The organism is Micromonospora sp. 15K316 (assembly GCF_004348525.1).
Taxonomy (GTDB): Bacteria; Actinomycetota; Actinomycetes; order Mycobacteriales; family Micromonosporaceae; genus Micromonospora.
The window spans coordinates 17,125-43,195 of record NZ_SMKG01000027.1; the positions used below are offsets into that span (position 1 = coordinate 17,125).

General features: G+C 72.2%; 22 protein-coding genes and 1 riboswitch. Of the genes, 8 read left to right on the forward strand and 14 right to left on the reverse strand.

What is annotated here, in order from left to right:
• The first annotated feature begins 170 nt into the window (after positions 1-170).
• Positions 171-719, forward strand: coding sequence for a DUF5872 domain-containing protein (locus tag E1211_RS09090; protein WP_132347382.1), 549 nt, complete (start codon positions 171-173; stop codon positions 717-719).
• Positions 720-816: 97 nt separating this feature from the next.
• Here the strand turns inward: E1211_RS09090 and E1211_RS09095 are convergent, their stop codons facing one another.
• Both E1211_RS09095 and E1211_RS09100 read right to left on the reverse strand, forming a co-directional pair.
• Positions 817-1,566 carry a zf-HC2 domain-containing protein gene (locus E1211_RS09095; protein WP_132347384.1) on the reverse strand — a complete coding sequence of 250 codons (750 nt, stop codon included), beginning with the start codon at positions 1,564-1,566 and terminating at the stop codon, positions 817-819.
• 78 nt (positions 1,567-1,644) lie between these two features.
• The gene (locus E1211_RS09100; RefSeq protein ID WP_132347386.1) at positions 1,645-2,214 is read right to left on the reverse strand and encodes a sigma-70 family RNA polymerase sigma factor; all 570 of its coding nucleotides are present in this window, start codon (positions 2,212-2,214) and stop codon (positions 1,645-1,647) included.
• Positions 2,215-2,426: 212 nt separating this feature from the next.
• Between E1211_RS09100 and E1211_RS09105 the strand changes: the two genes are divergently transcribed.
• Positions 2,427-4,433: a copper resistance protein CopC gene (locus E1211_RS09105; protein WP_243709451.1), complete on the forward strand. Its 2,007-nt coding sequence runs from the start codon at positions 2,427-2,429 to the stop codon at positions 4,431-4,433.
• A 10-nt stretch (positions 4,434-4,443) separates the two neighbouring features.
• Here E1211_RS09105 and E1211_RS09110 read toward each other — a convergent pair whose 3' ends face one another.
• The 5 genes from E1211_RS09110 to E1211_RS09130 all read right to left on the reverse strand — a co-directional run bounded on the left by E1211_RS09110 (position 4,444) and on the right by E1211_RS09130 (position 11,034).
• Positions 4,444-5,142 (reverse strand): copper homeostasis protein CutC, encoded by a 699-nt coding sequence (locus E1211_RS09110; protein ID WP_132347390.1) that lies wholly within the window; start codon positions 5,140-5,142, stop codon positions 4,444-4,446.
• Positions 5,139-7,268 (reverse strand): ABC transporter ATP-binding protein, encoded by a 2,130-nt coding sequence (locus E1211_RS09115; protein WP_132347392.1) that lies wholly within the window; start codon positions 7,266-7,268, stop codon positions 5,139-5,141. Before E1211_RS09115 ends, E1211_RS09110 begins: the two co-directional genes overlap by 4 nt.
• A 12-nt stretch (positions 7,269-7,280) precedes the next feature.
• Positions 7,281-8,201 carry an ABC transporter permease gene (locus E1211_RS09120; protein ID WP_132347394.1) on the reverse strand — a complete coding sequence of 307 codons (921 nt, stop codon included), beginning with the start codon at positions 8,199-8,201 and terminating at the stop codon, positions 7,281-7,283.
• A complete protein-coding gene (locus tag E1211_RS09125) occupies positions 8,198-9,157 on the reverse strand; it encodes an ABC transporter permease (protein ID WP_132347396.1) in 960 nt (319 codons plus the stop codon). Before E1211_RS09125 ends, E1211_RS09120 begins: the two co-directional genes overlap by 4 nt.
• Before the next feature lie 77 nt (positions 9,158-9,234).
• Positions 9,235-11,034: a peptide ABC transporter substrate-binding protein gene (locus E1211_RS09130; RefSeq protein ID WP_132347398.1), complete on the reverse strand. Its 1,800-nt coding sequence runs from the start codon at positions 11,032-11,034 to the stop codon at positions 9,235-9,237.
• Positions 11,035-11,331: 297 nt separating this feature from the next.
• Between E1211_RS09130 and E1211_RS09135 the strand changes: the two genes are divergently transcribed.
• Genes E1211_RS09135 through E1211_RS09145 form a run of 3 tightly spaced genes read left to right on the forward strand, consistent with a single transcriptional unit; the run spans position 11,332 to position 14,930 of the window.
• A complete protein-coding gene (locus E1211_RS09135) occupies positions 11,332-12,477 on the forward strand; it encodes an ROK family transcriptional regulator (protein WP_132347400.1) in 1,146 nt (381 codons plus the stop codon).
• A 13-nt stretch (positions 12,478-12,490) separates the two neighbouring features.
• Positions 12,491-13,960 (forward strand): M81 family metallopeptidase, encoded by a 1,470-nt coding sequence (locus tag E1211_RS09140; protein ID WP_132347402.1) that lies wholly within the window; start codon positions 12,491-12,493, stop codon positions 13,958-13,960.
• A 4-nt stretch (positions 13,961-13,964) separates the two neighbouring features.
• Positions 13,965-14,930: an ROK family protein gene (locus tag E1211_RS09145; RefSeq protein WP_132347404.1), complete on the forward strand. Its 966-nt coding sequence runs from the start codon at positions 13,965-13,967 to the stop codon at positions 14,928-14,930.
• A 32-nt stretch (positions 14,931-14,962) separates the two neighbouring features.
• Here the strand turns inward: E1211_RS09145 and E1211_RS09150 are convergent, their stop codons facing one another.
• Positions 14,963-15,421, reverse strand: coding sequence for a hypothetical protein (locus E1211_RS09150; protein ID WP_132347406.1), 459 nt, complete (start codon positions 15,419-15,421; stop codon positions 14,963-14,965).
• A gap of 209 nt (positions 15,422-15,630) precedes the next feature.
• On the opposite strand from E1211_RS09150, the gene E1211_RS09155 reads away from it, so the two are divergent.
• Positions 15,631-16,302 carry an acetoacetate decarboxylase family protein gene (locus tag E1211_RS09155; protein WP_243709452.1) on the forward strand — a complete coding sequence of 224 codons (672 nt, stop codon included), beginning with the start codon at positions 15,631-15,633 and terminating at the stop codon, positions 16,300-16,302.
• A gap of 58 nt (positions 16,303-16,360) precedes the next feature.
• Here the strand turns inward: E1211_RS09155 and E1211_RS09160 are convergent, their stop codons facing one another.
• Positions 16,361-17,785 carry a M28 family metallopeptidase gene (locus tag E1211_RS09160; protein ID WP_132347408.1) on the reverse strand — a complete coding sequence of 475 codons (1,425 nt, stop codon included), beginning with the start codon at positions 17,783-17,785 and terminating at the stop codon, positions 16,361-16,363.
• Positions 17,786-18,137: 352 nt separating this feature from the next.
• Between E1211_RS09160 and E1211_RS09165 the strand changes: the two genes are divergently transcribed.
• On the forward strand, positions 18,138-18,824 hold the full coding sequence (locus E1211_RS09165) for an SDR family NAD(P)-dependent oxidoreductase (protein WP_132347410.1): 687 nt from the start codon (positions 18,138-18,140) through the stop codon (positions 18,822-18,824).
• Between the two features lie 233 nt (positions 18,825-19,057).
• Positions 19,058-19,873: an SAM-dependent methyltransferase gene (locus E1211_RS09170; RefSeq protein ID WP_132347412.1), complete on the forward strand. Its 816-nt coding sequence runs from the start codon at positions 19,058-19,060 to the stop codon at positions 19,871-19,873.
• Positions 19,874-19,977: 104 nt separating this feature from the next.
• On the opposite strand, the gene E1211_RS09175 is transcribed toward E1211_RS09170, so the two are convergent.
• The 5 genes from E1211_RS09175 to E1211_RS09195 form a co-directional block, all read right to left on the reverse strand.
• Positions 19,978-20,865, reverse strand: a complete 888-nt coding sequence (locus E1211_RS09175) for a redoxin (RefSeq protein WP_243709453.1) — start codon at positions 20,863-20,865, stop codon at positions 19,978-19,980.
• A gap of 10 nt (positions 20,866-20,875) precedes the next feature.
• Positions 20,876-21,832 (reverse strand): alpha/beta fold hydrolase, encoded by a 957-nt coding sequence (locus E1211_RS09180; protein ID WP_132347416.1) that lies wholly within the window; start codon positions 21,830-21,832, stop codon positions 20,876-20,878.
• Between the two features lie 405 nt (positions 21,833-22,237).
• Positions 22,238-23,986 carry an amidohydrolase gene (locus E1211_RS09185; RefSeq protein ID WP_132347418.1) on the reverse strand — a complete coding sequence of 583 codons (1,749 nt, stop codon included), beginning with the start codon at positions 23,984-23,986 and terminating at the stop codon, positions 22,238-22,240.
• 163 nt (positions 23,987-24,149) lie between these two features.
• A riboswitch (glycine riboswitch) is annotated at positions 24,150-24,247 on the reverse strand.
• Between the two features lie 228 nt (positions 24,248-24,475).
• The gene (locus E1211_RS09190; RefSeq protein ID WP_132347420.1) at positions 24,476-25,633 is read right to left on the reverse strand and encodes a low temperature requirement protein A; all 1,158 of its coding nucleotides are present in this window, start codon (positions 25,631-25,633) and stop codon (positions 24,476-24,478) included.
• Positions 25,634-25,735: 102 nt separating this feature from the next.
• Positions 25,736-26,071 (reverse strand): transposase (locus tag E1211_RS09195; RefSeq protein ID WP_165947213.1); only part of this gene is annotated, 336 nt, incomplete at its 5' end.

The following is a 26,071-nucleotide window of genomic DNA, read 5'->3' on the forward strand; positions in this document are numbered from 1 at the left end:
GACGGTCCACGAACCCGCACGCCCGGCACCGCGACCCGCAGGACGCCACCCGGCCGGCCGGGAAGGTCGACAGCGCGCCGCGCACCGGACTCCCCGCGCCGGGGCCGCGGAGCCGGCCACCGACGGTTCCGGCCCAGGCATAGGCCGCCCGGCCCCGGGTAGGCCCCGCCATGCGGTACACGGATCCGGAGCTTCGACAGCGGCTCAAGGACGAGATCCAGGCCTCCGACAAGGGCGGGCGCCCGGGACAGTGGTCGGCGCGTAAGTCGCAGCTGCTCACGAAGGAGTACCAGAAGCGCGGCGGGGGCTACCAGGGTCCGCGGGACGAGCGGCAACAGAACCTGCGGCGCTGGGGCAACGAGCAGTGGCAGACCCGGGAGGGCGGGACGCGGGCGCGCAAGGACGGCGAGACGAGCCGTTACCTGCCCAAACGGGCCTGGGAGAAGCTCTCTGACGAGGAACGCCGCGCGACCGACGCCAAGAAGAGGAGGGCGTCGCGGTCCGGCAGGCAGTTCGTGTCGAACACCGGACCGGCGAAACGGGCGCGCAGCGCCGCCACCTCCATCGACCGGCTCCTGGACCTGCGCGTGGCCGAGGCGGTCAAGCGTGTCCCCCACCTCGACACGGGCCAGCTCAGGACGGCGCTGCGGCGTGAGCGCGACGGCAAGGGCCGCAAGACGCTCGTCCGGCGGCTGGAGTCGGAGCTCGACCGGCGGTGACCGGTCCCCGCCGGCCCGCCCGAGAGTCCCGGCCGCTCGGCCGCCGGACAGTGGCGCGACCCGCGGCCCGGACGGCGATCCCCCGCGGCCACGTCGATCAGGCCGCGGTGCGATCCCGATGGTGCGCCGAGCCGGGGTGGGGCGGCAGGAGCCGCAGGGTCGGCGGGGGCGCCTCGTCCTCCGCCGGGAGTCGCCACTGGGTCTCGTCGCCGCGACCTCGGGTGGCCGGGCCGTCCGGGCGCAGTCGGGGCCGGGACAGCGCGATGACTATCGCGTACCCGGCGAGCAGGAATCCGTGGCTGACCAACCGGGCGACCTCCACCCGACCGGTCACCATGTCGTTCGCCGAGAGCAGCACCAGGGTGCCGACGAACGCGCTCAGCATCGGCACCAGACCGGTCGGCGGGGTACGCCGGGCCGCCACGAAGAGGAAGCCGGCGCCCACGGCGACATTCCACGCGGCCGACTCGTGCCAGAGGTGGCCCGACGCCAGCGCGCCGGCGGGATGGATGTGCTCGCCGGCGGCTCCGCGACCGATCTGCACCAGCCCCAGGACGAGTTGCATGGCGCCGACCAGGCCCAACGCGCTGCGGAGCGTGAGCAGCAACCGGTTCGGCCGGCGGCGCTTCTCGGGCGCGGGCAGCGCCGCCAGGACCACGTCGGTGAGATCGCGTCCGGGCGTCGGGACGGAGAGGCGTGCCCGGCGGGTCACGGCGGCGGCCCGGTCGAACCACGCCCGGCAGTCGTCGCACCCGGCCAGGTGAGCGTCGGCGGCCGTCCGTTCGGCGGGGGTCTCCTCGCCGTCGAGCTGCGCCGACAGGACCTCACGCCACTGCTGACACCTCATGTACCGGTAGTCGTGGCAGCGGCGACGTTGGTTCCCGGGAGTTTCGCTCCGACGCAGGTCACAGCGGGGACCGGCGAGTCAGCCGGCCTCGTGGTCGCCACGACGCGCCCCCGATCCCGGCCGGACGTCCATGGCGACGAGAAGATCTTCCCGAGCGCGGGCCACCCGGGAGCGGATGGTGCCGACCGGGCAGTCGCACACCTCGGCGGCCTCGGCGTAGGAGAGGCCCAGCACCTGGGTGGCGACGAACGCCTCGCGCCGGTCGGCGGGCAACTCCGCGATCAGCCGCTCCAGGACCACCTGCCGCTCGAACCCGCTGCGGAGGGTGTCCGCGGTGTCGTACCCGTCCGGCACCGGCACGGTCCGGGGACGGGCGACGGCCGCGCGGACGTGGTCGACGGCCACCCGGCGGGCGATCGTGAAGAGCCAGGTCCGCGCGGAGGAGCGCCCGGCGAACGACGGGAGGGAGCGCACCGCCCGCAGGAACGTCTCCTGCGCCAGGTCGTCCGCCTCGGCGGGGGCGGTCAGGGCGGCGAGGAAGCGCCGGACCTGCGGCTGGGTCGCCTGGACGAACCGCGCGGCGGCGGCCTGGTCACCCTTGGCGGCGGCGAGCGCCCACGCCGTGATCTCCGCCTCGTCGTCCGCCATCTCCACCTCCGGTCACGCCGCCGGGTCCGCGGAAGCGGTTACGACGACCTGTAGTAACACGGCGGCAGCGTACCCCATCCGCCTGAACGGCGAAGGAGAAAGTTTCGTACCGCGCACCGACATGATGAGTTGATCGAGGGGGAACTTTTGGCCATCCGTATAAAAGGTTATCGAAGTCTTGATTGAAGCTCGGCTGTCGTGAGAATGCGATGATGCCTCTCCCCCCGGCTCTCCGGCGCATCGCCTCGGGCCTGCTCGCGCTCCTGCTCAGCTCCGCGGTCGCGGTCGTCGCGTCCGCCCCGCCCGCCGCCGCTCACGGCACCCTGGCGGCCGCCACCCCGGCGGACGGCTCGGCGGTCGGCCGGCCGGTGACGGAGGTGTGGCTCTACTTCACCGAGAGGGCCGCCGCCAACGCCTACTTCACCATCACCGCGCCGGGCGGTGGTCGGGTCGACAGCGGCTGGACGCAGGGCGAACCCAAGCCACTGGAGAAGCCGGTACGGGAGTACTTCCTCGTCGACGGGAAGTTCGAACCGCGCGAGTACTCGACGGGGTTCCCGGCGGTGATCCGGATCGCCCACCTGCCACGGCCCGGGCAGTACTCGGTCAGCTACCTGACGGTGGCCTCGGACGGCGACACGGTCCGGGGCGCGACCACCTTCCGCTACACCGGAGCGGCGACGGCCGCCCCGCAGGGCTGGCAGCCGCCCACCGACCAACCCGACCCGGCGCTGATCGCGGCCACCGAACAGCACGGCAACCCGGGAGCCGGCGCGGCGACGTCGACGAGCCCGGCGCCCGCGCCGGCCGTCGCGTCGTCCCCGCCCGCGGCGGCGGCACCGGCGACCGGCGCCGCCGACGAGGGCGGCCTCGGGTGGGCGGCGTGGACCGGCGGGGCGGTGGCGGCGGTGGCGGTGGCGCTGATCGGCCTGGCCGTCCGGAGCCGCCGCACCCCGGGCAGCGCCTCCGGCCGGGCCCGCGCCCCGGCCGCGACCGCCGGCCGCCGGGGCAGCGGCGCGCGGGCCCGAGCGGGCAGCGGCGCGGGACGTCGCACGGGCGCCGGCAACCGGGCCGGCTCGGCCGCCGGCAGCCGTGGGCGGCCCGGCGCCGTCCCGGCGGCACCGAAGGTCGGCACGGCCGTCACCGCCGCCACCGGGTCACCGCCGCCGAAACAGCGTCCGCACGCGCGCGCCGCGACCGGCGGTGATCCGCGGACCGGCGCCGGCCACGCCGACCTGCGCGGCGGTGCGGAGGGCGCCGCGACCCTCCGGCCCCGGCTGAGCAACCCACGCCTCGCGCTGCTCGTCGGTGGCCTGCTGGTGGCCCTCGTGGCCGGGTTCGCGCTGGGGCGCGTCGGCGCGGGCGACGCACGGACCGGCGCCGGCGCGCAGGGGATCGCCGCACCGGGCGCCGATCCCGTCGCCGCGGGGCAGGCGGAGTCGGCGACGGACGGGCACCAACACGCCCCGGGCGCGGGGCCGCACACGCACCCCGGTGACGGCGGCACCGGACAGACGCAGGCGGCCGGTACGACGGTCAGCGCCGGTGGGTACACCCTTCAGCCGGAGCAGCGGTCCCAGCCGGCCGGCGTCACCGCGGAGTACCGCTTCCGGATCACCGGCACCGACCGGCGGGCGGCCACCCGCTTCGCGGTCGTGCACGAGAAGACGCTGCACCTGATCGTGGTTGGTCGGGACCTGACCGGGTACCAGCACCTCCACCCCACGATGGCGGCCGACGGCACCTGGAGCGTCCCGCTGCGCTTGTCCAAGGCCGGCGGCTACCGCGTCTACGCCGACTTCTCGGTCACCACCGCCGCCGGCACCCCGCTGCCCCTCGTGCTCGGCGTCGACCACGAGGTGCCGGGCGCGCACACCCCGACCGCGCTGCCCGCGGCGCAACCGGGGGCGAGCGCCGGGCCGTTCACGGTGTCGATGGAGGGAACGCCCACGGTGGGGATGATGTCCCCGACGTCCTTCCGGATCAGCCGCGCCGGCACCCCCGCCCCGGTAGAGCGCTACCTGGGGGCGTACGGGCACCTGGTCGTCGTCCGCGAGGGCGACCTCGGCTACGTGCACGTCCACCCCGAGCCGGAGCTGGTCGACGGGGCTGTCAAGTTCTGGCTGACCCCGCCGAGCCCGGGCCGCTACCGGGCGTTCTTCGACTTCCGCAGCGGCGGTGCGGTGCACACGGCGGAGTACACGATCGACGTACGCTGAGCGCCGCCGGTCAGCCCGTACGCACGGCGGCGACGACCCGGCGGACCTCGTCGCCGTCGGTGGCCTCGCGCCCGTCGCGGGACACCGGCGCCCGCAGGTGCACCTCGCGCGCCCCGGTCTCCGCGAGCACCTGCCGGACGTTGTGCGACCGGATCCCGCCCCCGGCGATCACCCGCAGCCGGTCGCCCGCGCGCTGCCGCAGCTCGGCGATCCGTGCGGCGCCGGCCAGGGCGGTGGTCGCCGCGCCCGAGGTGAGCACGGCGTCCGCCCCGAGGTCGATGATCTCCTCGATCGCCCGCAACTGGTCGTCGACCTCGTCGAAGGCCTTGTGCACGGTCACCGGGAGCGGCCCGGCGGCCGCGATCAGCCGACCCAGCACGGGCAGGTCGAGGCCGCCGTCGGCGGTGATGGCGCCGACCACCACCCCGACCGCGAGGCCGTACGGATTGGGCAGCCGCCGGATCGCCTCGATGTCGGCGAGCATGACCTCCTCCTCGACCTCGGTCACCCGGAAGTCGCCACCACGGGGACGGACCATGACCCGCAGCCCCGCCCGGCGCAACGTCCGCAGGGCGACCTCGACAGTCCCGAGGCTGGGCGTGGTGCCACCCTGGCCGAGGTCGGCGCAGAGCTCCAACCGGTCGGCGCCGGCCGCCTCGGCCACCAGGGCGGTCGGTACGTCGCTGACGCAGATCTCCACAGTGGTCATGCGGCCGCCCCGGTCCCTGCGGGCGCCGGAACCGACTCGGGGCGCAGCGGGAAGTGGCAGGCCACCTGGTGCCGGTCGCCGGCCAGCGGCGGCTCCGTCTCGCAGATCTCCTGGGCCAGCGGGCAGCGGGTCCGGAACCGGCACCCGGTGGGCGGGTTCAGGGCGCTGGGCAGCTCGCCCCGGATGGTGACGCCGTCGCGGGCCGCCGTGGCGTTCGGGGTGACGGACGGGACGGCGTCGATGAGCGCCTGCGTGTACGGGTGCCGGGCCGCCCGGACCACCTCCCGGGCGGGTCCGACCTCGACGAGTTTGCCGAGGTACATCACGCCGATGCGGTCCGCCATGTAGTCGACGACCGACAGGTCGTGGCTGATGAAGACGTACGCCAGGCCCAGCTCGCGCTGCAGGTCCCGCATGAGGTTGAGCACCTGCGCCTGGATCGACACGTCGAGCGCGCTCACCGGCTCGTCGCCGACGATCAGCCGGGGTTGCAGGGCCAGCGACCGGGCGAGCCCGATGCGCTGCAGCTGACCGCCGGAGAACTCGTGCGGGTAGCGCTCCAGGACGCGCCGGGAGAGCCCGACCTGGTCGAGCAGGTCGGCGATCCGTGCCCGCCGCGCCGCCCCGTCGCCCACCTTCTGGATCTCGAGCGGCTCGGCGAGGATGGCGTCGACGCGCATCCGCGGGTTCATCGCGGCGTAGCTGTCCTGGAACATCAGCTGGACCTGGCGGTGCATCCGGCGGCGCTCCCGCCCGGCCAGGCCGGCGAGGTCGGTGCCGTCCAGCAGGATCTGGCCGGCGCTCGGCCGCTCCAGCCCCACGGCCAGCCGGCCCACTGTGGACTTCCCGCAGCCGGACTCGCCGACCAGCCCGAAGGTCTCCCCCGGGGCGACCTCGAAGGAGACGTCCGCCACGGCGCTGACCTGCCCCGCGGTCCGGCGTAGCAGCCCGCGGCCGTGGGCGGCGTAGTTCTTGACCAGGTTGCGCACCGACAGGACGGGCGCCGCCGCCGGATCGACGCGAACCGGAGCCGGCTCCGCGGGCACCGGCTCGACCAGCACCGGGGTGGGCACCGTGACCGGCCCGGCGGGCGTCCCGGAGACCGGGTGCAGGCAGGCGAACTGGTGTTCACCACCCGAGAGGCCGACGTCCGTGCTCCGGCACTCGTCGGTGACGTGCCGGCAGCGCGGCGCGAACCGGCAGCCGGTCAGCGGTCGGGACAGGTCCGGCGGCAGCCCGGGGATGCTGTAGAGCCGAGCGTGTTCCCCGGCCTCCCGGACCGCCGACTCGGGCAGCGCCTCCATCAGCGCCTCGGTGTAGCGGTGCCGGGGCGAACGGAACAGCTCCCCGGTCGCGGCGGTCTCGACCACCCGCCCGGCGTACATGACGGCGACCCGGTCGGCGCGGCCCGCGATCACGCCCAGGTCGTGGGTGACCAGGATGACCGCCATCCCGAACTCCTCGCGCAGGTCGTCGATGAGTTCGAGGATCTGCCGCTGGGTGGTGACGTCGAGCGCGGTGGTCGGCTCGTCGGCGATGAGCAGTCGCGGGGAGCAGACCAGGGCCATCGCGATGGCCACCCGCTGCCGCATCCCGCCGGAGAGCTCGTGCGGGTAGTTGTCCACGATCCGGTCGGGGCGGGGCATCCCCACCCGGCGCAGGATCTCGATGGCCCGCTCCCGCGCCTCCGCCTTGCCTGCTCCCTCGTGCACCCGGAGCGGTTCGGCGACCTGGTACCCGATCCGCATGGTCGGGTTGAGCGAGGTGAGCGGGTCCTGGAAGACCATGCCCATCCGGACCCCACGGATCCGGCGTACCTCGTCGGGCGCCAGCGACCGCAGGTCCCGACCCTCGAAGAGGATCTGTCCCCCGGTCACCCGGCCGCCCTGTGGCAGCAGACCCATGATCGACAGGGCGGTCATCGTCTTGCCGCTGCCCGACTCGCCCACGACGCCGAGGGTCTCCCCCGGCATGACCTGGAGGCTCACTCCGTCGAGGGCGTGCACCGTGCCGCGGCGCAGCGCGATGTCCGTGTCGAGATCACGCAGTTCCAGCAGGGGCTGGACCGCGGCCCGCTCCCCGCCCGTCGGGTGCTGTCGGACCCTCGGTTCGGTCGATTCGCTCATTTCGTGCTCCTGCTAGCGGCGACGGAGGCGGACCTCGAAGGCGTCCCTCAGCCCGTCGCCGATGAAGTTGAAGGCGAGGACGATGAGGATGATGGCGATGCCGGGCGGGTACAGCAGCCACCAGTGGCCGCTGTAGGTGTCCGCGAGCCCGTCGGAGAGCATCCCGCCCCAGTTCGCCGCGGGCGGGGGGACGCCGAGGCCGAGGAAGGACAGGTACGCGACGTAGAGGATCGCGTCGGCGACCTGGAAGGTCGCGTTCACGATCACCGTTCCGATGGCGTTCGGCACGATGTGCCGGCGCACCGCCCGGCCGCCCGTGCCGCCCATCCCCCGCATCGCCTGGACGTACTCGCGCGAGCGCAGGGTCAGCGCCTCACCGCGGACCAGCCGGGCCGGCCCCAGCCAGGCGAAGGCGCCGATGATGACGATGAGCATCGGCACGCTGGGGGTGACGATGGCGGCGAGCAGCATGAACAGGAACAGCGACGGGATGGACATCATCGCGTCGACCACCCGCATCATGGCCGCGTCGGCCCAGCCGCCGACGAACCCGGCGACGGCGCCCCAGATCGTGCCGACCGCGGTGGCGAGGATCCCCGCCGCGAGCCCGACGATGATCGAGGTCTGACCGCCGAGCATGAGCCGGCCCAGCTGGTCGTAGCCGACCCCGTCGGTGCCGAGCGGGTGCCCCTGCTCGCCGGGGGCCAGGTGCACGGCGGTGAGGTCCGTGTGCACCTGGTCGGTGTGGTAGAAGACCGGGCCGAGGAAACAGAGCCCGGCCAGCAGGATGAACAGGCCCAGGCCCACCAGGGCGAGCCGGTTCTCGCAGAAGACGACCAGCCCCTGCCGCCAGAGGCCGCGTACCGGCGCCTCGGTGGCGTCGGCCGGTTCGGGGGCGGCGCCGGGGCGGGCCGCCTCGGAGAGTGTGGTCATGACGCGCTCCCGCGGAGTCGGACCCGGGGATCGACGGCGGCGTAGAGCAGGTCGGCCACGAGGGCGCCGACGACCGTCGCGATCGAGATGATGACGGTGACCCCGAGCAGGATCGGGAAGTCACGCTTCAGCGCCGCCTGCCAGAACAGCTGCCCCATGCCGGGGAAGTTGAACAGCGACTCGACGACCAGCGCCCCGCTGAAGAGCGCGGGCAGGTACATGCCGAGCAGCGTGATGACCGGGAAGAGCCCGTTGCGCAGGGTGTGCCGCAGCACGACCCGCCGCTCGGAGAGGCCCTTGCTGCGGGCGGTGCGGACGTAGTTCTCGTTGAGGTTGTCGACCATCGTGGAGCGGACGTAGCGCGAGTAGACCGCGATGGTGACGATGGCGAGCGTGACCGTGGGCAGCACCAGCCCGGCCGGGTCGGCGAGCACCTCCCCCACCGTGAAGCCCTGCGGGGCCTCGGGCGGCAGGAGCGGCCACACCTGCGAGAAGAGGATGATCATCATGAGGCCCATGAAGAAGATGGGCGTGGCGTACGCCAGCAGCGACAGCGAGGTGATGGCGTAGTCGGGCCAGCGGTTGCGGCGGACGGCCTGGATCACCCCGAGCGGGATCGCCAGCACGATGGCGAGCAGGGTCGACAGCAGCGACAGCACCATGGTCTTCGGCAGCCGCTGGGTGATCGCCTCGACGACCGACTGGTTGAGCTGGTACGAGTAGCCGAGGTCGCCGTGCAGCAGGCGCTGCACGTACATGAGGTACTGCTGGAACCAGGGCCGGTCGTAGCCCATCTCGTGGTTGAACGCCGCCAGCTGCTCCAGCGTCGCCTCCTTGCCCAGCGTGGCGCGCGCCGCGCCGCCGGGCAGCAGGTGCAGGATGAGGAACGCGATCACCGTGACGAGCACGACGACGACGAGGGCCTGGCCCAGGCGCGTGATGAGGTACCGGACCACGTGGTCGGTTCCTCCTCCCCGGTCGGGGTCCCGGCGGCGCGGTGCGCGCCGCCGGGACCGGGACGATCAGTGATCGGTCACTTCCAGGACCAGTCCTGGAAGTACATGAGGTTCATCGGGTCCTGCGGCTCGACGCCCTGCAGGCCGGAGCGGTACGCCGAGTTCTGGTAGACCGGGTTCGGCATCCAGAGCACCGGCAGGTCCTTGGCGAGGAAGTCGTTGTACGCCTTGAGCGTGCTCTCGTCGCCGGAGAACTGGGTGGCCTCGATGAGCCGGTCGGCCTCGGCGTTGCTGTAGCTGCCCAGGTTCACCGGGGCGTCGGTGGCGAAGAGCCGCTCACCGCTGGCGAAGGCCGGGTAGTACCAGCTGCCCTGCGAGCCGAAGAAGGACATGTCCCACGAGCAGGTCGCCTCGGTCGGCTTGCAGGCCGGGGTGACGGCGACCGAGTCGGGTACCTCCTTGATGGTCAGCTGGATGCCGAGCTTGGACATCTGCGACTTGATCTCGGCGAACATCTTGGTGGTGGCGGCGAAGCCGGTCTGGCTGGTGACGGTGAGGTTCAGCGGGGTGCCGGCGGCGATGCCCTCGCCGCACTGGTCGGCCCCGGTGCCCGGCGTCTGGCAGGTGGTCTGCCCGTCCGGGGTCACCTTCCAGCCGTGGCTCTCCAGCAGCTGCTTGGCCTTGGCCGGGTCGAACGAGTAGACGCAACCCGCGCCGTCGGTGCCGTTGGTGCCCGGCTTCGCCGGCACCGGGCCACAGGTCGGGGCCGCCGTGCCGGACCAGACGACCTTGCTGATGGTCGGCTGGTCGATGAGCATCTGCATCGCCTGCCGCAGGTACGGCTGCTTGAAGAGCGGCCCGGTCTTCGGGTTGTTGAAGTTCAGCTGCAGGTAGGTGATGGACCAGCCGTACCAGGGCGAGATCGTGTAGCCCTTGGACTTGAGGTAGCCCTCCTGGGAGACGTTGGCCGCGGGCACGTACCCGTAGTCGACGTCACCGGCGCGCAGCACGTTGAACTGGGCGTCATCGCTGGTGAACGGCCGGAGCACGACCTTGGCCAGCTTCGGCTTGTCCTCGCCCGAGTACTTCGGCTGGGCGGCGAGGGTCACCTCACCGTTCGGCACGTACTTCGCCAGCTGCCACGGGCCGCTGTTGACCTTCCACAGCTCGTTGGAGTCGTACGTCTTGAGGTCCTTGGAGGCCGCGGTGAGGAAGTCGAAGACCTTCTTGGCGCCCTGCGGGGTGCTGGCCAGGTTGCTCACCGTGCCGGTGGCGGAGTCCTTGTCCCAGGCGTGCTGCGGCAGGGGCGTGATGCGGTTGAGCTGGTTGTCGACGAACCACGCCGTGTTGTAGGCCTGCTTCGTGGTGATCGAGAAGGTCTTGTCGTCCTTGATCGACCACTGCGCGATGTTGTCGGGGAAGCCGCCGGCCCGGTAGGACGCCCACTTGTCCTTGTTCGCGCTGACCAGGTCGTACCAGAACTGGATGTCCTTGGTGGTGACGGGCTTGCCGTCGGACCAGGTGTTGTCCTTGAGCGTGATGGTCAGCGTCTTGCCGCCGTCGCTGACCGCGGGCGGCTCGGCCATCGAGCGCTTCGGGTCGATGTTGTAGTGCGCCGTGCCGTCCAGCTTGTACTGGTACAGCGACCGGTACAGCGCCTGGCCGAAGATGGCGTTCTCGCCCTGCGTGAAGCCGGGGGCCGAGATCGGCAGGATCCAGTTGGGCGTGCGCAGGGCGACGGTCACGGTGTCCTTGCCCTGGCTGCCGCCGTCCTTCGACGAACCGCCGCCGCAGGCGACCAGGCTCGCCCCGAGGGCGAGCGCGCCCGCTAGCGCCACCGCGCCACGGAGGGCGCGCCCGGGAAATCTGCTCCTCATGAGTCTCCTCGATTGATGTGCACGTGCCCCGCGTCTCCGGGCGCTGGCGGCGTTGCCACAGGTCCCGCCGCCTGGTGCCGCTCCTCGACGATCAACGCGGAGAATCTATCCACGCCGAAGTTCCGAGTCAACGAAAAGTTCCCTCTTTATTCGCAGACTTTGGCCGGGCTATGATCGAAGTCGGCGATGCATCGAAAGATGCTCTTCCGCGCGGACTCCCGGAGCGCCACCTTGCTTTGGCCCTGCGACACACTGAGGCTGCGGCGCCGGAGGACCGCCCGAACGAGGAGAGACATCTTGGAACCACCGATCTCCGCCACTCTGCGCGATCAGACCCTCGATCTCCTGGCCAGCGGCGCGGCCAGCTCCCGCGCGGACCTCGTCGAGGCGCTCCAGGTCGCCCCCTCGACCGTCACCACCGTGGTGCGTCGGCTGCTGGAGGAGGGCGTGATCCTGGAGGAGGGCGTCGGTCGGTCCACCGGCGGACGCCGCCCCCGCATCCTGCGCCTGCGGGACACCGACGGGTTCCTCGCCGTCGCGGAGCTGGGCGGCCGGCACGCCCGGGTGGGATTGTGCGCACCCGGCGGCGGGCTCCGCGCGACCGAGGAGGTGGCGATCGACATCGCCGCCGGGCCCGGCGAGGTCTTCGACGTCGTCGCGGCGACGGTCGCGCGGCTGCAGACGGCGACCGCGCCCGGCCAGCCGCTGCTCGGGCTCGGCGTAGCCCTGCCCGGCCCGGTCGAGTTCCCCCACGGGCGCCTGGTCGGTCCGGCCCGGATGCCCGGCTGGAGCGGCCTCGACGCCAGGTCCGACCTCACCGCCCGCTTCCAGGTGCCGGTCGTGGTCGACAACGACGCCAAGGCGGCGGCCATCGGCGAGTACGTCACCCGGGGCCGGGAGTCCGGCGACATGGTCTACGTCAAGGCGGGCACCGGCATCGGCGCCTGCCTGGTCAGCGGCGGGCAGATCTACCGGGGCGGTCGTGGCCTCAGCGGCGACGTCACCCACGTACGGGTGGCGGACAGCGGCGAGCGGCACTGCTCCTGCGGCAGCCGGGGCTGCCTGGAGACCGTCGCCAGCGGTGCCGCGCTGGCCCGCCAGCTGGCCGAACAGGGCTCCTCGGCGACCACGGTCCGTGAGATCGTGACGGCCGTCGGCGACGCCGACCCGACCGTGGTGACCATGGTGCGCCACGCCGGCGGGCTGCTCGGGGTGGCCCTCTCCGGGCTGGTCAACTTCCTCAACCCCGACAGCGTCGTCATCGGCGGCGCCCTCTCCAGCCTCGACGTCTACGTGGCCGCGACCCGCGGAATGCTCTACGAGCGCTGCCTGCCGTCGATGACCCAGTCCCTCACCATCGAAGCCAGCGTGGCGGGCCCCGATGCGGCCCTGGTCGGCCTCGGGCACCTGCTGCGCACGACCGCCGACGTACGACTCTCCTGAGGAGCCACCACCCGTGTCACGTCCCCTCCGCATCGCCATCGGCGGCATCCACATCGAGTCCAGCACCTTCTCGCCCCACCTGAGCACCGCCGACGACTTCGAGGTCACCCGGGGCGACACGCTGCTGGCGCGTTACGACTGGCTCTCCCCTGCCCGCCCCTGGGCCGTCGACGTCGAGTGGATCCCGCTCGTGCACGCCCGGGCCCTGCCCGGCGGGGCGGTGGACCCCTCGACGTACCGGGCCTGGGCCACGGAGCTGGTGGAGAAGCTGGCCGCGGCCGGCCCGCTCGACGGCATGCTGCTGGACTTCCACGGCGCGATGAGCGTCGTCGGGCTCGACGACGCGGAGGGCGACCTGGTCACGGCGATCCGCACGACGATCGGCCCGGAGCCGTTCGTCTCCGCGGCGATGGACCTGCACGGCAACGTCTCGAAGGTGCTCTTCGACGCCTGCGACCTGCTCACCTGCTACCGCACCGCCCCGCACGTCGACGTCTGGGAGACCCGTGAGCGCGCCGCCCGGAACCTGGTCGAGGCGCTGCGTCGGCGGCAGCGCCCGCACAAGGCGCTGGTCCACGTGCCGATCCTGCTGCCGGGTGAGATGACCAGCACCCGCGAGGAGCCCGCCCGGGGCCTGTACGCGAGGATCCCCGAGGTCGAGGCGCGCGACGGGATCGTGGACGCGGCGATCTGGATCGGGTTCGCCTGGGCCGATCAGCCGCGCTGCCAGGGCGCCGTCGTCGTCACCGGCACCGACGCCACCGCCACCGCCGAGGCGGCGCGTGAGCTCGGCGGCCACTTCTGGTCGGCCCGCGAGGAGTTCGCCTTCGTCGCGCCCACCGGCACGATGGACGAGTGCCTCGACACCGCCCTGGCCGCGGTCGCCGACCCGGCCCGGCGGCCGTTCTTCATCAGCGACTCGGGTGACAACCCCGGGGCCGGCGGGGCCGACGACGTCACCTTCGCCCTCGGCCGGATGCTGGCCCGCCCCGAGATCCGCGACGGCTCGCGCCGCGCCGTGTTCGCCTCGCTGGTCGACCCGCAGGCGGTGGCGCAGATCGCCGACCAGCCGCTCGGCGCTCCCGTCCGGGTGACGGTCGGTGGGCGGATCGACTCCCGTGACCCGGGGCCGCTCCCCCTCGACGGCATCCTGGAGGCGGTCGCCGACGATCCCGACGGCGGACGGTGCGTGAGCGTGCGGGTCGGCGGCCTCAGCGTTTTCGTCACCTCCCGCCGCATGCAGTACCGCCTGCTGAGCTCCTACACCCGGCTGGGGGTCGCGGTCGACCAGGTCGACCTCGTCGTGGTGAAGATCGGCTACCTCGAACCCGAACTCTTCGAGGCGGCCGGGGACTGGCTGCTGGCGCTCACTCCGGGCGGCGTCGACCAGGACCTCGTGCGGCTGCCGTACCAGAACGTGGTGCGACCGATGTTCCCCCTGGACCGCGACTTCACCGCGGACCTCGCCGTGGTGACCGGGTGATCGCGTGAGCCAGCCCGAAGGACGGTGCGTCCTCGCCGTCGACGTCGGAGGGACGACCATCAAGGGAGCCGTCATCGACGAGGAGGGCCGGTTCCGGCACTCGCTCGTCGCGCCGTCGCAGGCGGACGACGACCCGGTCAAGGCGGTCCGGGCGCTCTGCCTCCAGCTGCGCGCCGACGCGCTGGCTCTCGGCGTCACACCCGCCGCGATCGGAGTGGTCACGCCCGGCCTCGTCGACGAGGTCGAGGGGGTGGTGCGCTACGCCGCCAACCTGCGGTTCCGGGACGTCCCCCTGCGCGCCCTCGTCACGGACGACCTCGGTCTCCCGGTCGCGGTCGGGCACGACGCCCGCGCCGCCGGTGTCGCCGAGGCGGTGGGCGGGGCGGCCCGCGGACTCGACAACTTCCTGCTACTGCCGCTGGGCACCGGCATCGCCGCGGCCGTGGTGGTGCACGGCGTGCCGGTCTCCGGCGCGACCGCCGCGGCCGGCGAGGTCGGCCACATCCCGGTCTACCCGGACGGGGAGCCCTGCACGTGCGGCCAGCGGGGGTGCCTGGAGGTGTACGCCTCCGCCGGCGGGCTGGCCCGCCGCTACGCCCGGCTCGGCGGGACGCCGGGGTCGGACAGCCGAGCCATCGCCGACGCGGTGGCCACCGATCCGCTGGCCCGTAGCGTGTGGGACGACGCCACCCGGGCCCTGGGGACCGCCCTGGCGACCCTCACCCTGACCATCGACCCGGCCCGCATCGTCCTCGGGGGTGGGCTGGCGGACGCGGGCGCGCTCTTCTTCGATCCGGTGCGCGACGCCCTCCGGGCGGCCCTCGCCTGGCGGACCCCGCCACCGGTGCTGCGCTCCGCCTTCGGCGCCCAGGCCGCACAGGTCGGTGCCGCCGTCCTGGCCCGGCGGGAGGCGGGTCTGCCCGTTCCGGACGCCTGGGGCGCCCCCGAGCAGGTGCCTCCCGCCGGGTGACGGCGGATCGACGGATCCGGGCCGGGGGGCGCTCAGCCGCAGTTGCCCCAGCTGTACCGGCCGGCGCCCTGCCAACTGGTGAAGTACAGAACCTCACCGCTGTACATGACGCACTTGTCGCGGGCGGAGCGCTGGATCGCCGCGTAGTACTTGTAGTTCCCGGAGTCGTAGACCCAGGAACCGCCCTCCACCCGGATCCCGGCGGAGACCCCGGTCAATGAACCGAGGGCCACCGACTTGAGCGTGGCGACGCAGTTGTAACCGGTGGCGCTGTTGTACATCAGGTAGGCGTCGCCCACCTTGGTGCCGTCGGAAGCGGTGATCGTCCGGTGGCCGTCACTGGCGTAGGCCCACGAGCCACCGAAGTCGTTGTTGCACGCCTGGGCGGCGGTGAAGGGATTCGTCGCGGCCTGCGCCGGTGAGGCGAGCGTCACCGCCGCCACGGTCGCGGCGAGAATCGAGATGGCCAGGCGTCGCGCCGTTCTGCGCACACAGTCCTCCAAAGGCTCCAGCGCGAAGATCGCGCAGATGAGCCCCCATCATCCCACATTGGACGGATATCGAGGGGCCCGCCGGCCGGGAGGTGCCGCCCGACGGCGTCGCACCGGAGCCCTCATGTCGGCAATCCGTCGTTGTCCGCCGGGTGGGCCGCTCCGTAGCGTCGCGACTACAGCTCGATGCCACGCGGAAGGGGCCCCTCGTGACCGATCTCGTCGCTCCGCAACTCGTCGTGAACAGCAGGATGCTCTACTTCGGTTGGACACCGGCCGATCCCGAGGCCGTGGCCGCGCTCGTGCCCGACGGGCTCAAGCCGGCGCCCAACCGCCAGGTCTTCATGAACCAGTACGTCGTCGACGACGCGGGCCAGACCTCCGGCTTCGGCGCCTACTCGCTGACGTACATCGGGCCGGACCTGTCCGGGGTCGACGCCCCCGACGGGGTCACTCCGGGTCGCTGGTGGACGCACTACTTCAACTCGAGTCCGGTCGTCCGCGCGTACGCCACCGCCCGCGGCGTGCCCGCGACGGCGGGGACCACCACCATCGAGGTACGGGGCAAGCGGCTGGTCGCCACCACCGAGGCGGACGGCGTACCGGTGATCAGGGCGACGGCCCGCGTCGGCCGCACCGGTGACGCGGTGAACCGGGGACAGCTGCGCTACCTCACCCAGCTGGACGGCACGTTCCTCAGCGGCAACTACCCGTTCGTGGCGGAGCCGGTCGATCCCTTCGAGGTGGAGTCGCTGGAGTTCCTCGAGCCCGAGCACCCGGTGTACGCGCTGCGTCCCGCCGAGCCGCTGGAGGTCGTCTGGGGCTTCTACTCGCCGCGCTCGTCGTTCGCCTACCCCGGCGGCGAGTCCACGCTCGACTGAACGTCGCGCTCCCGGGTCCCGCCCGTGGCACCAGCTCCGGTGCCACGGGCGGAACGGTTCAGCGGGCGGTCGCGTACGTGGCGCACCCGATGAGCTCGAGCGACACCTGGAGTCGCTCGAGGCTGATGTTCTTCGCGATGGTGTCCTCCGGGGTGTGGTACGGCGGCTCCAGCAGCGCCGGGGTCTCCTCGCCCCGCCAGGAGAAGTTGGCGCTGGCGATGCCGACCTCCTGGAAGGACTGGTGGTCGCTGGACCCGCGCTGGGTCACCGCCGAGATCCGCGGGTCGTAACCGAGGCGGACCGCGGCGGCCGCCACCTCGTCCGTGGCCCGGTTGGCCTGGCCGGTGAAGGAGAGCAGCCAGTACCGGGTGGCCGGGTCCCAGCTGGTGGCGACCATGTCGTTCTGGTACACCGCGAGGAACCGGTCCCGCTCCTCCTGGGGCAGCTGCCGCACGTGGTAGCGGGAGCCGATCAGCCCCTGCTCCTCCGAGCCCCACAGGGCGAACCGGAGGGTGGCCTGGAGCGGGATCGCCCGCAGCACCCGGGCCAGTTCGAGGCAGAGCACCGTGCCCGAGCCGTCGTCGTTGGCGCCGGGAGCGCCGATGACCGTGTCGTAGTGGGCGCTGACCATCACCACCGGCCCCCCGGCACGCGCGCGCCCCCGCCGCTCGGCGATGACGTTGTTCGAGGTCAGACCGCGGTGGGCGGAGGTGGAGATGGTGAGCGTGAGCCGGCCGCAGGCGAGGAGTTCCCGCAGCCGCTCCTTCTGCGCCTGGGCCACCCCGACGACCGGGATCGGCACCGGTGAGCCGGCCGAGCCGGGCAGGGTCGGCGAGAAGGCCGAGGTCCGCCGGGGCGGTACGCCATCGGCCGCGAGGAACACGACGGCGGCGGCTCCCCGTGATACGGCGGTCGCCACCAGCTGCTCGCGCTGCGCCGCCACGTAGTCGACGAGCACGATGCGGCCGCTGACGTTCGTGGGGTAGTTCTCCGGCGCCCCCGCGCCCACATCCACCACGTCGCCCCGGACCGTGGTGTCCAGCGCGCCGTGCGGGGAGGCGCCGGCCTGCCAGTTCAGGTCGCGGGGAAGCCGGGCCGGCGAGCTGAGCTGGGCGAGGAACTTGTCCGCCACGGCGAACGGTTCCAGCCGGACGTCGTACCCCAGGTGGTCCAGCTGCTTGGCGATGTAGTCGGCGGCGCGGCGTTCGGAGGCCGTGCCGCCGATGCGCGGGCCGATCTCCTCGCTGAGGACGCGCAGGTGCGACAGGGCGCGCTTGGCCGAGACCTGCGCGATGATCTTGCGGTCGTCGGGGGTGAGCCTCGGCGGACGGTGGGCGCCGGGGCGCTGGTCGGTGGCCGCCCACGCCGGCGCGGGGAGCGCCACCGTGGCCGCGCCGCCGAGCGCGACGGTCAGCATCCGGCGCCGGTTCACGGCCGAGCCGGCCGGTTCGGTCGAGGACGTAGCGGGATGGCCGTTGGTCATGGGTCCTCCTGGTCTCTTGTGGATCCCGGCCGGCCGGTGGGTGACCGGGGGTCCAGAGATATCGAACTTATCCACTGCCTGGTGGTCCTCCAAGATCTGTTCGGGCGGTCGTGCGGGGCCGTGCGGCCGCCGGACTCCGCCGGCCCCGGAAACCCACCGATCGCCCGACGTTCACCTGCCCTTCGGACGCGATGCGGGCCCGCTCGGCCGGCCCGCCCCCCGCGTGTGACCCCGGCCACTTCCCGCTCGGAGAGCACGCCGTCACCAGGCAGCCCACGGGGAGCCTGGATCGCCGCCGCGCTACTGTCGGTAGTTGCCGATCAAGGGATGACCGGTGGAAGGAAAAGGGCCAATGAGCACGTCCATCATCGTCGGCGGCAGCAACGGACTGGGGCGAGTCATCGCGCAGCGCTTCGCGGATCGCGGAGACACCGTCGTCATCACCAGCCGGGACAAGGCCCGAGCGGAGGAGGTGGCCGCCGAGATCGGCGGCGCGACCCGAGGGCTCGCCGCCGACCTCTCCCGGCCGGAGACCATCGCCGCCGCGTTCGGCGACGTCACCGAGGTCGACAACCTGGTCATCACCGCCACCAGCCAGACGCCGAACAGCCTGGGCGCGTTCGACCTGGACGCGGCGGTCAGCGCACTGACCGTCAAGCTGGTCGGCTACGCCGAGACGGTACGGGTCCTGCGTGACCGCTTCCGCCCCGGCGCCTCGGTGGTGCTCTTCGGTGGTGTGGCCAAGGACCGCCCGTACCCCGGGTCCACCGTGGTCACCACCCACAACGCCGGCCTCACCGGCCTGGTGAAGACGCTGGCCGTCGAGATCGCGCCGCACCGGGTCAACGCCCTGCACCCCGGCATCGTCGGTGACAGCCCGAAGTGGCGCGACGTGCCTAACCACCCCCACCTCGCCCGCACCCCGATCGGCCGGCTCGTGACGATGGCGGAGATCGTCGACGCGACCGACTTCCTCCTGCGCAACGGCGGCGTCAACGCCCAGGAGCTGACCGTCGAGGGCGGTGTCCTGGCCGGCTGAGCCGGTACCACGCCGCCGCGAGCCGGACGGCCCGGCCGGGGATCCGCACTCGCCGGATCCCCGGGGCTCGGGCCGCCCGGCCCGGCGGGCGCGGCGACGGGGCTGCGCCGGGAGACGCCTGACGGTAGGGTTTCGGCTCATCCCTTGTGGACGTCCGCGCGAGTTCCTGACCTGACGTGCGGCGGCGCAGGCGGGCCCGGAGAACCGCGGCACTACCGACGGAGGGGACCGGCATGGTCGGTGCGAGCGACGGCGACGAGGCGAAACCGGCCACCGCGGCCCGGATCTACGACTACTACCTCGGCGGCACGCACAACTTCCCGGCCGACCGGGAAGCCGCCGAGGCGATGATGCGGGTGCTCCCGCTGGGGCCACAGCTCGCCCGGACCAACCGGGCGTTCCTGCGGCGCGCCGTGCGTCACCTCGCCGAGTCCGGCGTACGGCAGTTCCTCGACGTCGGCTCCGGCATCCCCACCGTGGGGAACGTCCACGAGATCGTCCAGCAGGTCGCGCCGGAGACCCGGGTCGTCTACGTCGACATCGACCCGGTGGCGGTGGCGGAGAGCCGGGAGATCCTCAAGGGCAACGAGCGGGCCGCCGCCGTGCACGGCGACCTCCGCGAGCCGGCGGGCATTCTCGCGCACCCGCAGGTCAACGCCCTGATCGACTTCGATCAGCCGGTCGGCCTGCTGCTCGCCGCCGTCCTGCACTTCGTGCCTGACGACGACGTCGCGTACGGCGCCGTCGACAGCTTCCGCGCGGCGCTCGCGCCGGGGAGTCACCTCGTCGCGTCACACGCGACCACCGACGAGGTGCGGCACGGCCAGGAGGAGCTCGACGTGGCCCACGACGTCTACCGGCGGCGGACCACGACCCCGCTCGGTCTGCGCAGCCGGTCGCAGTTCGAGCGTTTCTTCGCCGGGCTCGACCTCATCGAACCGGGCGTCGTATGGCTACCGCTGTGGCGACCCGCCCCGGACGACCCGCAGTACTTCGCCGACGACCCCCGACGTAGCGCCGGTCTGGCGGCCGTCGGCCGGGTCCGCTAGGCGCGTCCGCGTCGGCCGGGTCCGCTAGGCGCGTCCGCGTCGGCCGGGTCCGCTAGGCGCGTCGGCGTCGGTCGCGCCACCGCCCCGGGCCGCGGAGTCCTCCGTCAGGGGCCGAAGGTGAAGGCGTACGCGCGGCAGCCGGGCTGGTCGGCGACGAGGGTCAGCAGGTGGTCGCCGCGTGCCGCGCCGGCGACCAGCCGGACCATCCTCGGCCGCTCGACGCGCGCCACCCCGTCCGCGTCGACGTCGGCGCCGCCCCGGTCACCGACCGGCTGCCCGTCGAGCAGCACCCGCAGCGTGGCGTGGCCGGACGAGCCGGGTTCGACGACGAGGTTCACCTCGCCAGCGTCGAACGGCAGCGCGATCTCGCCGACGCCGCTCGCGAGTTCGACGTAGTCCCCGCCGGCGTGCCAGTCACCGGTCAGGTCGAAGGCGCCCGGCAGTCGCCGGTCGACGCCGAGGTACGTCTCCTCGGTGACGTCGGCGTACGAGGGCTGCTCGGTCGCCGCGAAGGTCGCCGCCTCCGGAGTGACCGAAGGCAGCTCGATGTCGGGTTCCCGGTCCACCAGGAGCTGCCGGATCACCGCCTCGGTCCGGTCGTACTCGCCCTCCCCGATCCACCGGGCGACGCGCTTGCCGTCCGCGTCGAAGAGGTACCGCGCCGGCCACGCGATGTTGTCGAGGGCCGACCAGACCGTGAAGTCGTCGTCGAGCGCGATCGGGTAGCTGAGCTGGTGCTCCCGGATGCCCCGGTCGATGTTCTCGGCGTGCTTGCCGAACTCGAACTCCGGCGCGTGCAGGCCGATCACGGTGAGGCCCCGGTCCGCGTAGTCGCGGTGCCAGGCCTTGACGTAGGGCGCGGTGCGGATCCAGTTGACGCAGGTGTACTCCCAGACGTCGATCAGGACCACCCGGTCGGCGAGCGCGTCGGACGTCAGCGGTGGCGAGTTCACCCAACGCCGGACATCGAGAGCGGGGATCCGCGCGGCCACCGGGATCTCCTCAACCGCCGGCCTGCCCGCCCCGGTACGGGGCCAGGAAGGTGGTCAGCGCCGCGAGCAGCTCCTCGGGGGCCTGCTCGGCGAGCCAGTGGCCGGCACCGGGGACGACCACGGTCTGCACGGTGTCGGCGAGGGGCGTCATCGCCTGCCCGGGGCGCTCGCCCCAGCTCTGCTCGCCGCCGATACCGAGCACCGGCATGGTGAGCGGCCGGGTCTTGCGTTGCGCGTTCTGGGCGAGGGTGGCGTCCCAGGCGCGGTAGAGGCCGAAGCTGCCGCGCCGGACGTCGGGGTCGGAGTAGAGGTCGAAGTAGTACCTCAACACCTCCTCCGGCAGGGGTTCCCCGCCCTGGACGGCGAACTCGTAGCCGTAGAAGATCTCTTCGCGTCCGCTGACCAGCTGTTCGGTCAGCTCGTGGTTGACCCGGTTGAAGGGTATGTGCCAGATCTTGTTGTTGATCTGCTCGGGGACGAAGAGCGGCGGTCCGGAGGCCACCTCCGGCGGCCCGGGGATCTCCGCGACCACCAGGCGGTCGACCCGGTCCGGATGATCCGCGGCCAGCGCGTAGCTGATGATGTAGCCGGTGTCGTGGCCGACGACGGCGAACCGCTGGTGGCCGAGCGCGTCCATCAACGCCACGAGGTCGTTGGCGAGGGTCGCGCTGTCGTACCCGTCCCGGGGCTTGTCGGTGAGGCCGATACCCCGCTGGTCGACGGCGACGACCTCGAAGTCCCGGGCGAGCGCCGGCATCACCAACCGCCACGCGTACCAGTTCTCCGGCCAGCCGTGCACCAGCAGCAGCGGCGGTCCGTCGCCGCCGATGACAGCGTGCTGGCGTACCCCACCGGCCTCCACGAACCGGCTGGTGAAGGTGTCGGCGAAACCGGCCGGGAGCTGCGGGGCGTGCGAGACGGAACCGGGGCCCTCCGCGACGGGGTACCGCGCCGACGACGAGCTCATGATTGTCTCCTTCCGCCTCGCACCGCGGGCGCGACGAAGGCCGGCCCTCAGCGCCGCCGGACCGACCGACGTGGCACCACGCCCGATCCGGGACGTCGGCGGGGCACGACGGCGAACGGGCCGGAGGGCCCGAGGTTCATCCGTGGTGACAGCGAGCTGCGCTGAGAAGCGGCGCGATCGCCGACCCGACGAGGAGGACTTGCCGGCGCCGCGGGGCATCGGCCCACGGCAGGGTCAGCGTAACCGGGGGCGGGAGCGGGCGAGCCGGAATGCGGCTTTCCGGCGTCGGTGCGGGAACGGGCCGGTCCGGTGCGGTGTCCGGGCCTGTCCCGACACCGCACCGGACCGTCCGCATCACCCCGCGCGGCCGAGCGCGCGGTTGCCCTGCCGGGGCCCGGGGCCGCGCTACTCGAGCGGGGGCAGGTTCGACGGCGGCAGATCCGGCCCGAGGTCCGGAGCGGTCTCGGTCGAGACGACCCGCCGGGGCGGCCAGGTGACCCCGCGCGGGGGCCAGGACTGCCCGGTGCGCTGCAGGAACCACTTCGGTGGCTCGTAGAGCGGCAACTGATAGTCGTTCGGCAGCATGCTCTTCCACTTGATCTTGGAAGTGCGCCTGTCGAACTCCTCCTTCATCTCGGCCAGGATCGTCGGCTGGGTCAGCAGGTCGACGGTGGTGGCGGCGAGGTACTTGGCGGCGGCCAGCATGGAGACGTGTCCCGCGTTCGCCGCGGCCGTGGCGGTGTGGTGCCACGAGTGGTTCTTCGTACCGCCGGGCTGATGCGCGGTGCCCATCGAGATGGTCGGCACCTGCCAGCTGATGTCGGCGACGTCGGTCGAGCCACCACCCATGAAGACCGGCGACGGAGGTCGCAGCTCGCTGATCGTGCTGGAGAAGCCGGTCTCCCCCGAACCGTTCGACCTCTGCAGCGCCTTACCGAAGCGCTGGTCCGCCTCGGAGAACGTCGGCGGACCGACCTGCGTCATGTTGGCGTACATCAGCTCGGTGCCCCGCTTGTTGCCGAGCTTGTTCCAGACGCCGCCCATGATCCGGTGCTCCATCCGGGTGCCGGTGGCCAGGGCGGCGGCCTCCGCGCACTTGACGATCTTGTCCATCAGGATCTTGGAACGGGCCGGACTGCCTTCCCGCGCGTAGTACCAGATGCTCGACAGCGTCGGGAAGACGTTCGGCGCCTGACCCGTCTGCCGGATCGCGTGGTGCATGCGGGCGGTGTGCGCCATGTCGCTCTCGCGGAGGAACTCGGTGAGCATCGCCATCGCCGTGACGGCGTCCTGCGTGGACCTGGTCTCCAGCGGGGATCCGCCGTGACCGTCGGTGCCGAGGAAGTGGAACGCGACGCTGTACATCGCGTTCCCCGACCCCCAGCCGGTGCTGTTGTTGGTGGCCGGGTGCCAGTCGACGAAGGCGTCGAGGCCCCTATACACCCCCGCCTTCACCGCCACCGACTTCCCGACCAGCTGCTCCTCCGCCGTGGAGCCGAAGAACTTGATGGTGCCGTCGAGGTCGCGTGCCTTCATGGCCGCCGCCGTCGCCGCCGCGGCACCGGCGGCCGCGGCGCCGAGCGCGCAGTGCCCGCAGCCGTGGCCGAAGCCGTACGTGGGCGCGTACGGGTCGTGGTGGTAGACCAGCGGGTTGTGCTTCGGGTTGCCCTTCTCCTGCGACAACCCGGGCAGCGCGTCGTACTCGCCGCTGAAGCCGATCACCGGCTTGCCGGTGCCGTGGCTGAACGTGGCGACGAACGCGGTGGGCATGCCGCCCGCGCCCCACTCGATGGTGAAACCGTTGGCGGCCAGGAACTGCGCCTCGGCCCAGGACGAGTTCCACTCCGCCAGCGAGGGTTCCGCGTACTCCCAGATCCGGTCGTTCAGACCGGTGATGCGCTCCGACTGGCGGTCGATCCACGAGATCGCGGCATCCTTGGCCTGCGAGTCGACGGCGAGGTTCGTCGGCGCTTCGTAGTTGGCGAGATCGGACGGCATCGTGTTCGGGTCGAGCGCGAGGTCCGACGCGGCGGCCAGGGCCGGGTCCGCCGTCAGCACGGGGGCGACCGCCAACCCGGCGCCCGCCATGCCGAGCAGGCCCAGCAGGTCCCGACGGCTGTAACCCGACGGATCGAGATGATCGGTTTCACACATGGTGCAACGCTCCTCGACTGAGAGCTGATCAACCGGCCACCGCTGACGGGTCGTCGACAAGCCCGGGAACGATGAGCGATCCGGAGTCGCGTCGGCGGGAAGGGCTGGGGGAATCGGAGGCATGACGATGAGCCGGCTGACCATTCGGACGCGGCGGGCGCCCTCCGTCCCCACTGTCTGTTTACCTGAGAGTGTCCCCGGCTTTCGCCGGCTTCCCCCTTCGGTGAGCGGCGCACGCCGCTGCTCTCCAGTGGCGCCTCGGAACTGCAGTACTTGGGCCTGTGAGTTTCCGGGGAGGTTGCTCCTTCGGCGCCCCCTTGGCCAGGGGAGGACTCTCCTACAGCTCCTCGAACGGCTTATTTGATCCAACGCAGAAGGCGGCCGAATGTCAACCCTCATCCCATGATTGTCCAGTCAAGGATTCGGCTGCCTTCGATGCGGACAGGACAGAATGAAGTCAGTGAAAGTGCAGAGCGGATCGGCTCCGGACTATGCGGCAGCGTTGCGCCGACCTCGCCACGCATCCGTACGGGTCACGCCGAACAGGATGCCGGCGTTGATGATCACGACGAAGACCGGGGCGAGCAGCTTCAGCGCCGGCAGCACCGCGATCATCAGCGCCAGCCAGCCGATCCGCGATCGGGAGAGCCGGCCGAGGAGCTCGTACTCGAAGATCACCCGTCCGAGCAGGAAGAGGAACGAGCCGCCGACCACGAGCGCCACCAGACCGCCGTGCGTGCTGGCGAACGGCTCGGCGAGCGCGAGGTCCACCCCGGCGGTCGTCGCGATCACCCCGGCCACCAGAACGACGTAGACGTACGGCGCGAGGCGTACCGCGCGGCGCGGATGCCGGCGCACCGATTTCTCGACGAGGAGTTCGGCCCGGAACACGTAGATCTGCCACAGCAGAAACGCTGCGGCGATAGCCGCCAGGAAAATGACGACCCGCGCGGTGGTGAAGCCGAGAATACTAAGGTTCAGCGTGGAGGCCAGCACCAGGTCGCCGATCACCAGAATGGCGATCTGCTGGTAACGCTCGCCGAAATGCGGGCTCAACCGGTCGTACTGTTCGAGTGGTACCCGGCCCAGTCCGGGCGCCGGAAAGCGCAGTGCGGCGACCACGTATTCGACCACGAGGGCGGCGGCCCACAACGCTCGACGCAATTCCGGATCCGTGAGTCCGCCGGCCAGCCAGAGCAGCCCGGAGAAGGCGAACCAGAACAGGAACAGCTTCACCCGGAGCTGCGCGAAGTGCCCGCGCAACGCCCGCACCAGGATGAGCCCACGGGCCAGGTGGATGCCGACGTACGCGCCGGCGAAGAGGAGACCGTGCTCGGCGAAGGCGCTCGGAATGGCGGCCGCCATAAGGCCCACCCCGAGCATGCCGGTGGCGATCACCCGCTGGATGACTCGTTCGCGGGGATCGAAGAAGTCGGTCGCAATCGCGATGATCGACCACGTCCACCAGGCGGCGAGCAGCAGGATCACGGTATTCGCCAGCCCACGCCAGGATAGGTCACGGGCCAACTGCGTCGACAACTGCGCGAACGCGGCGATGTAGAACACGTCGAGGAGCAGTTCCAGGAGCGTCGACCGATTAGACGAGCGGGGATCCCGGATCAACTCCGACGGTCTCGCCCCGGTCATCGATCAGCCATTCCCGCCCTCGTCGCGGCCACTCCCGGCCGGGCCGCTCCGCATGGTCCGGCGGAGCGGCGGCGTTGCTCAGGCTAGGGCGTGTCCTGTCGATCATGGAAGCCAGATGATGGCGGCGATGAGGACGAGGCTGGCCTGGTAGAGGGATGCGCGTTTGGCGTAGCGGGTGGCCAGGTCCCGCCACTGTTTGAGCCGGTTGAAGCAGCGTTCCACGACGTTGCGTTTGCGGTAGATCGCCTTGTCGAAGGCCGGTGGTCGTCCGCCGGTGCTGCCCTTGGCGGCGCGGCGGGCGACCTGGTCACAGCGTTCGGGGATGACGTGTTTGATTCCCCGGGAGCGCAGGGCTCGCCGGGTCGAGTCGTGGGCGTAGCCCTTGTCGGCGATCAGCACATCGGGCCGTTTGCGAGGCCGGCCGGGTCCCGGCTCGTT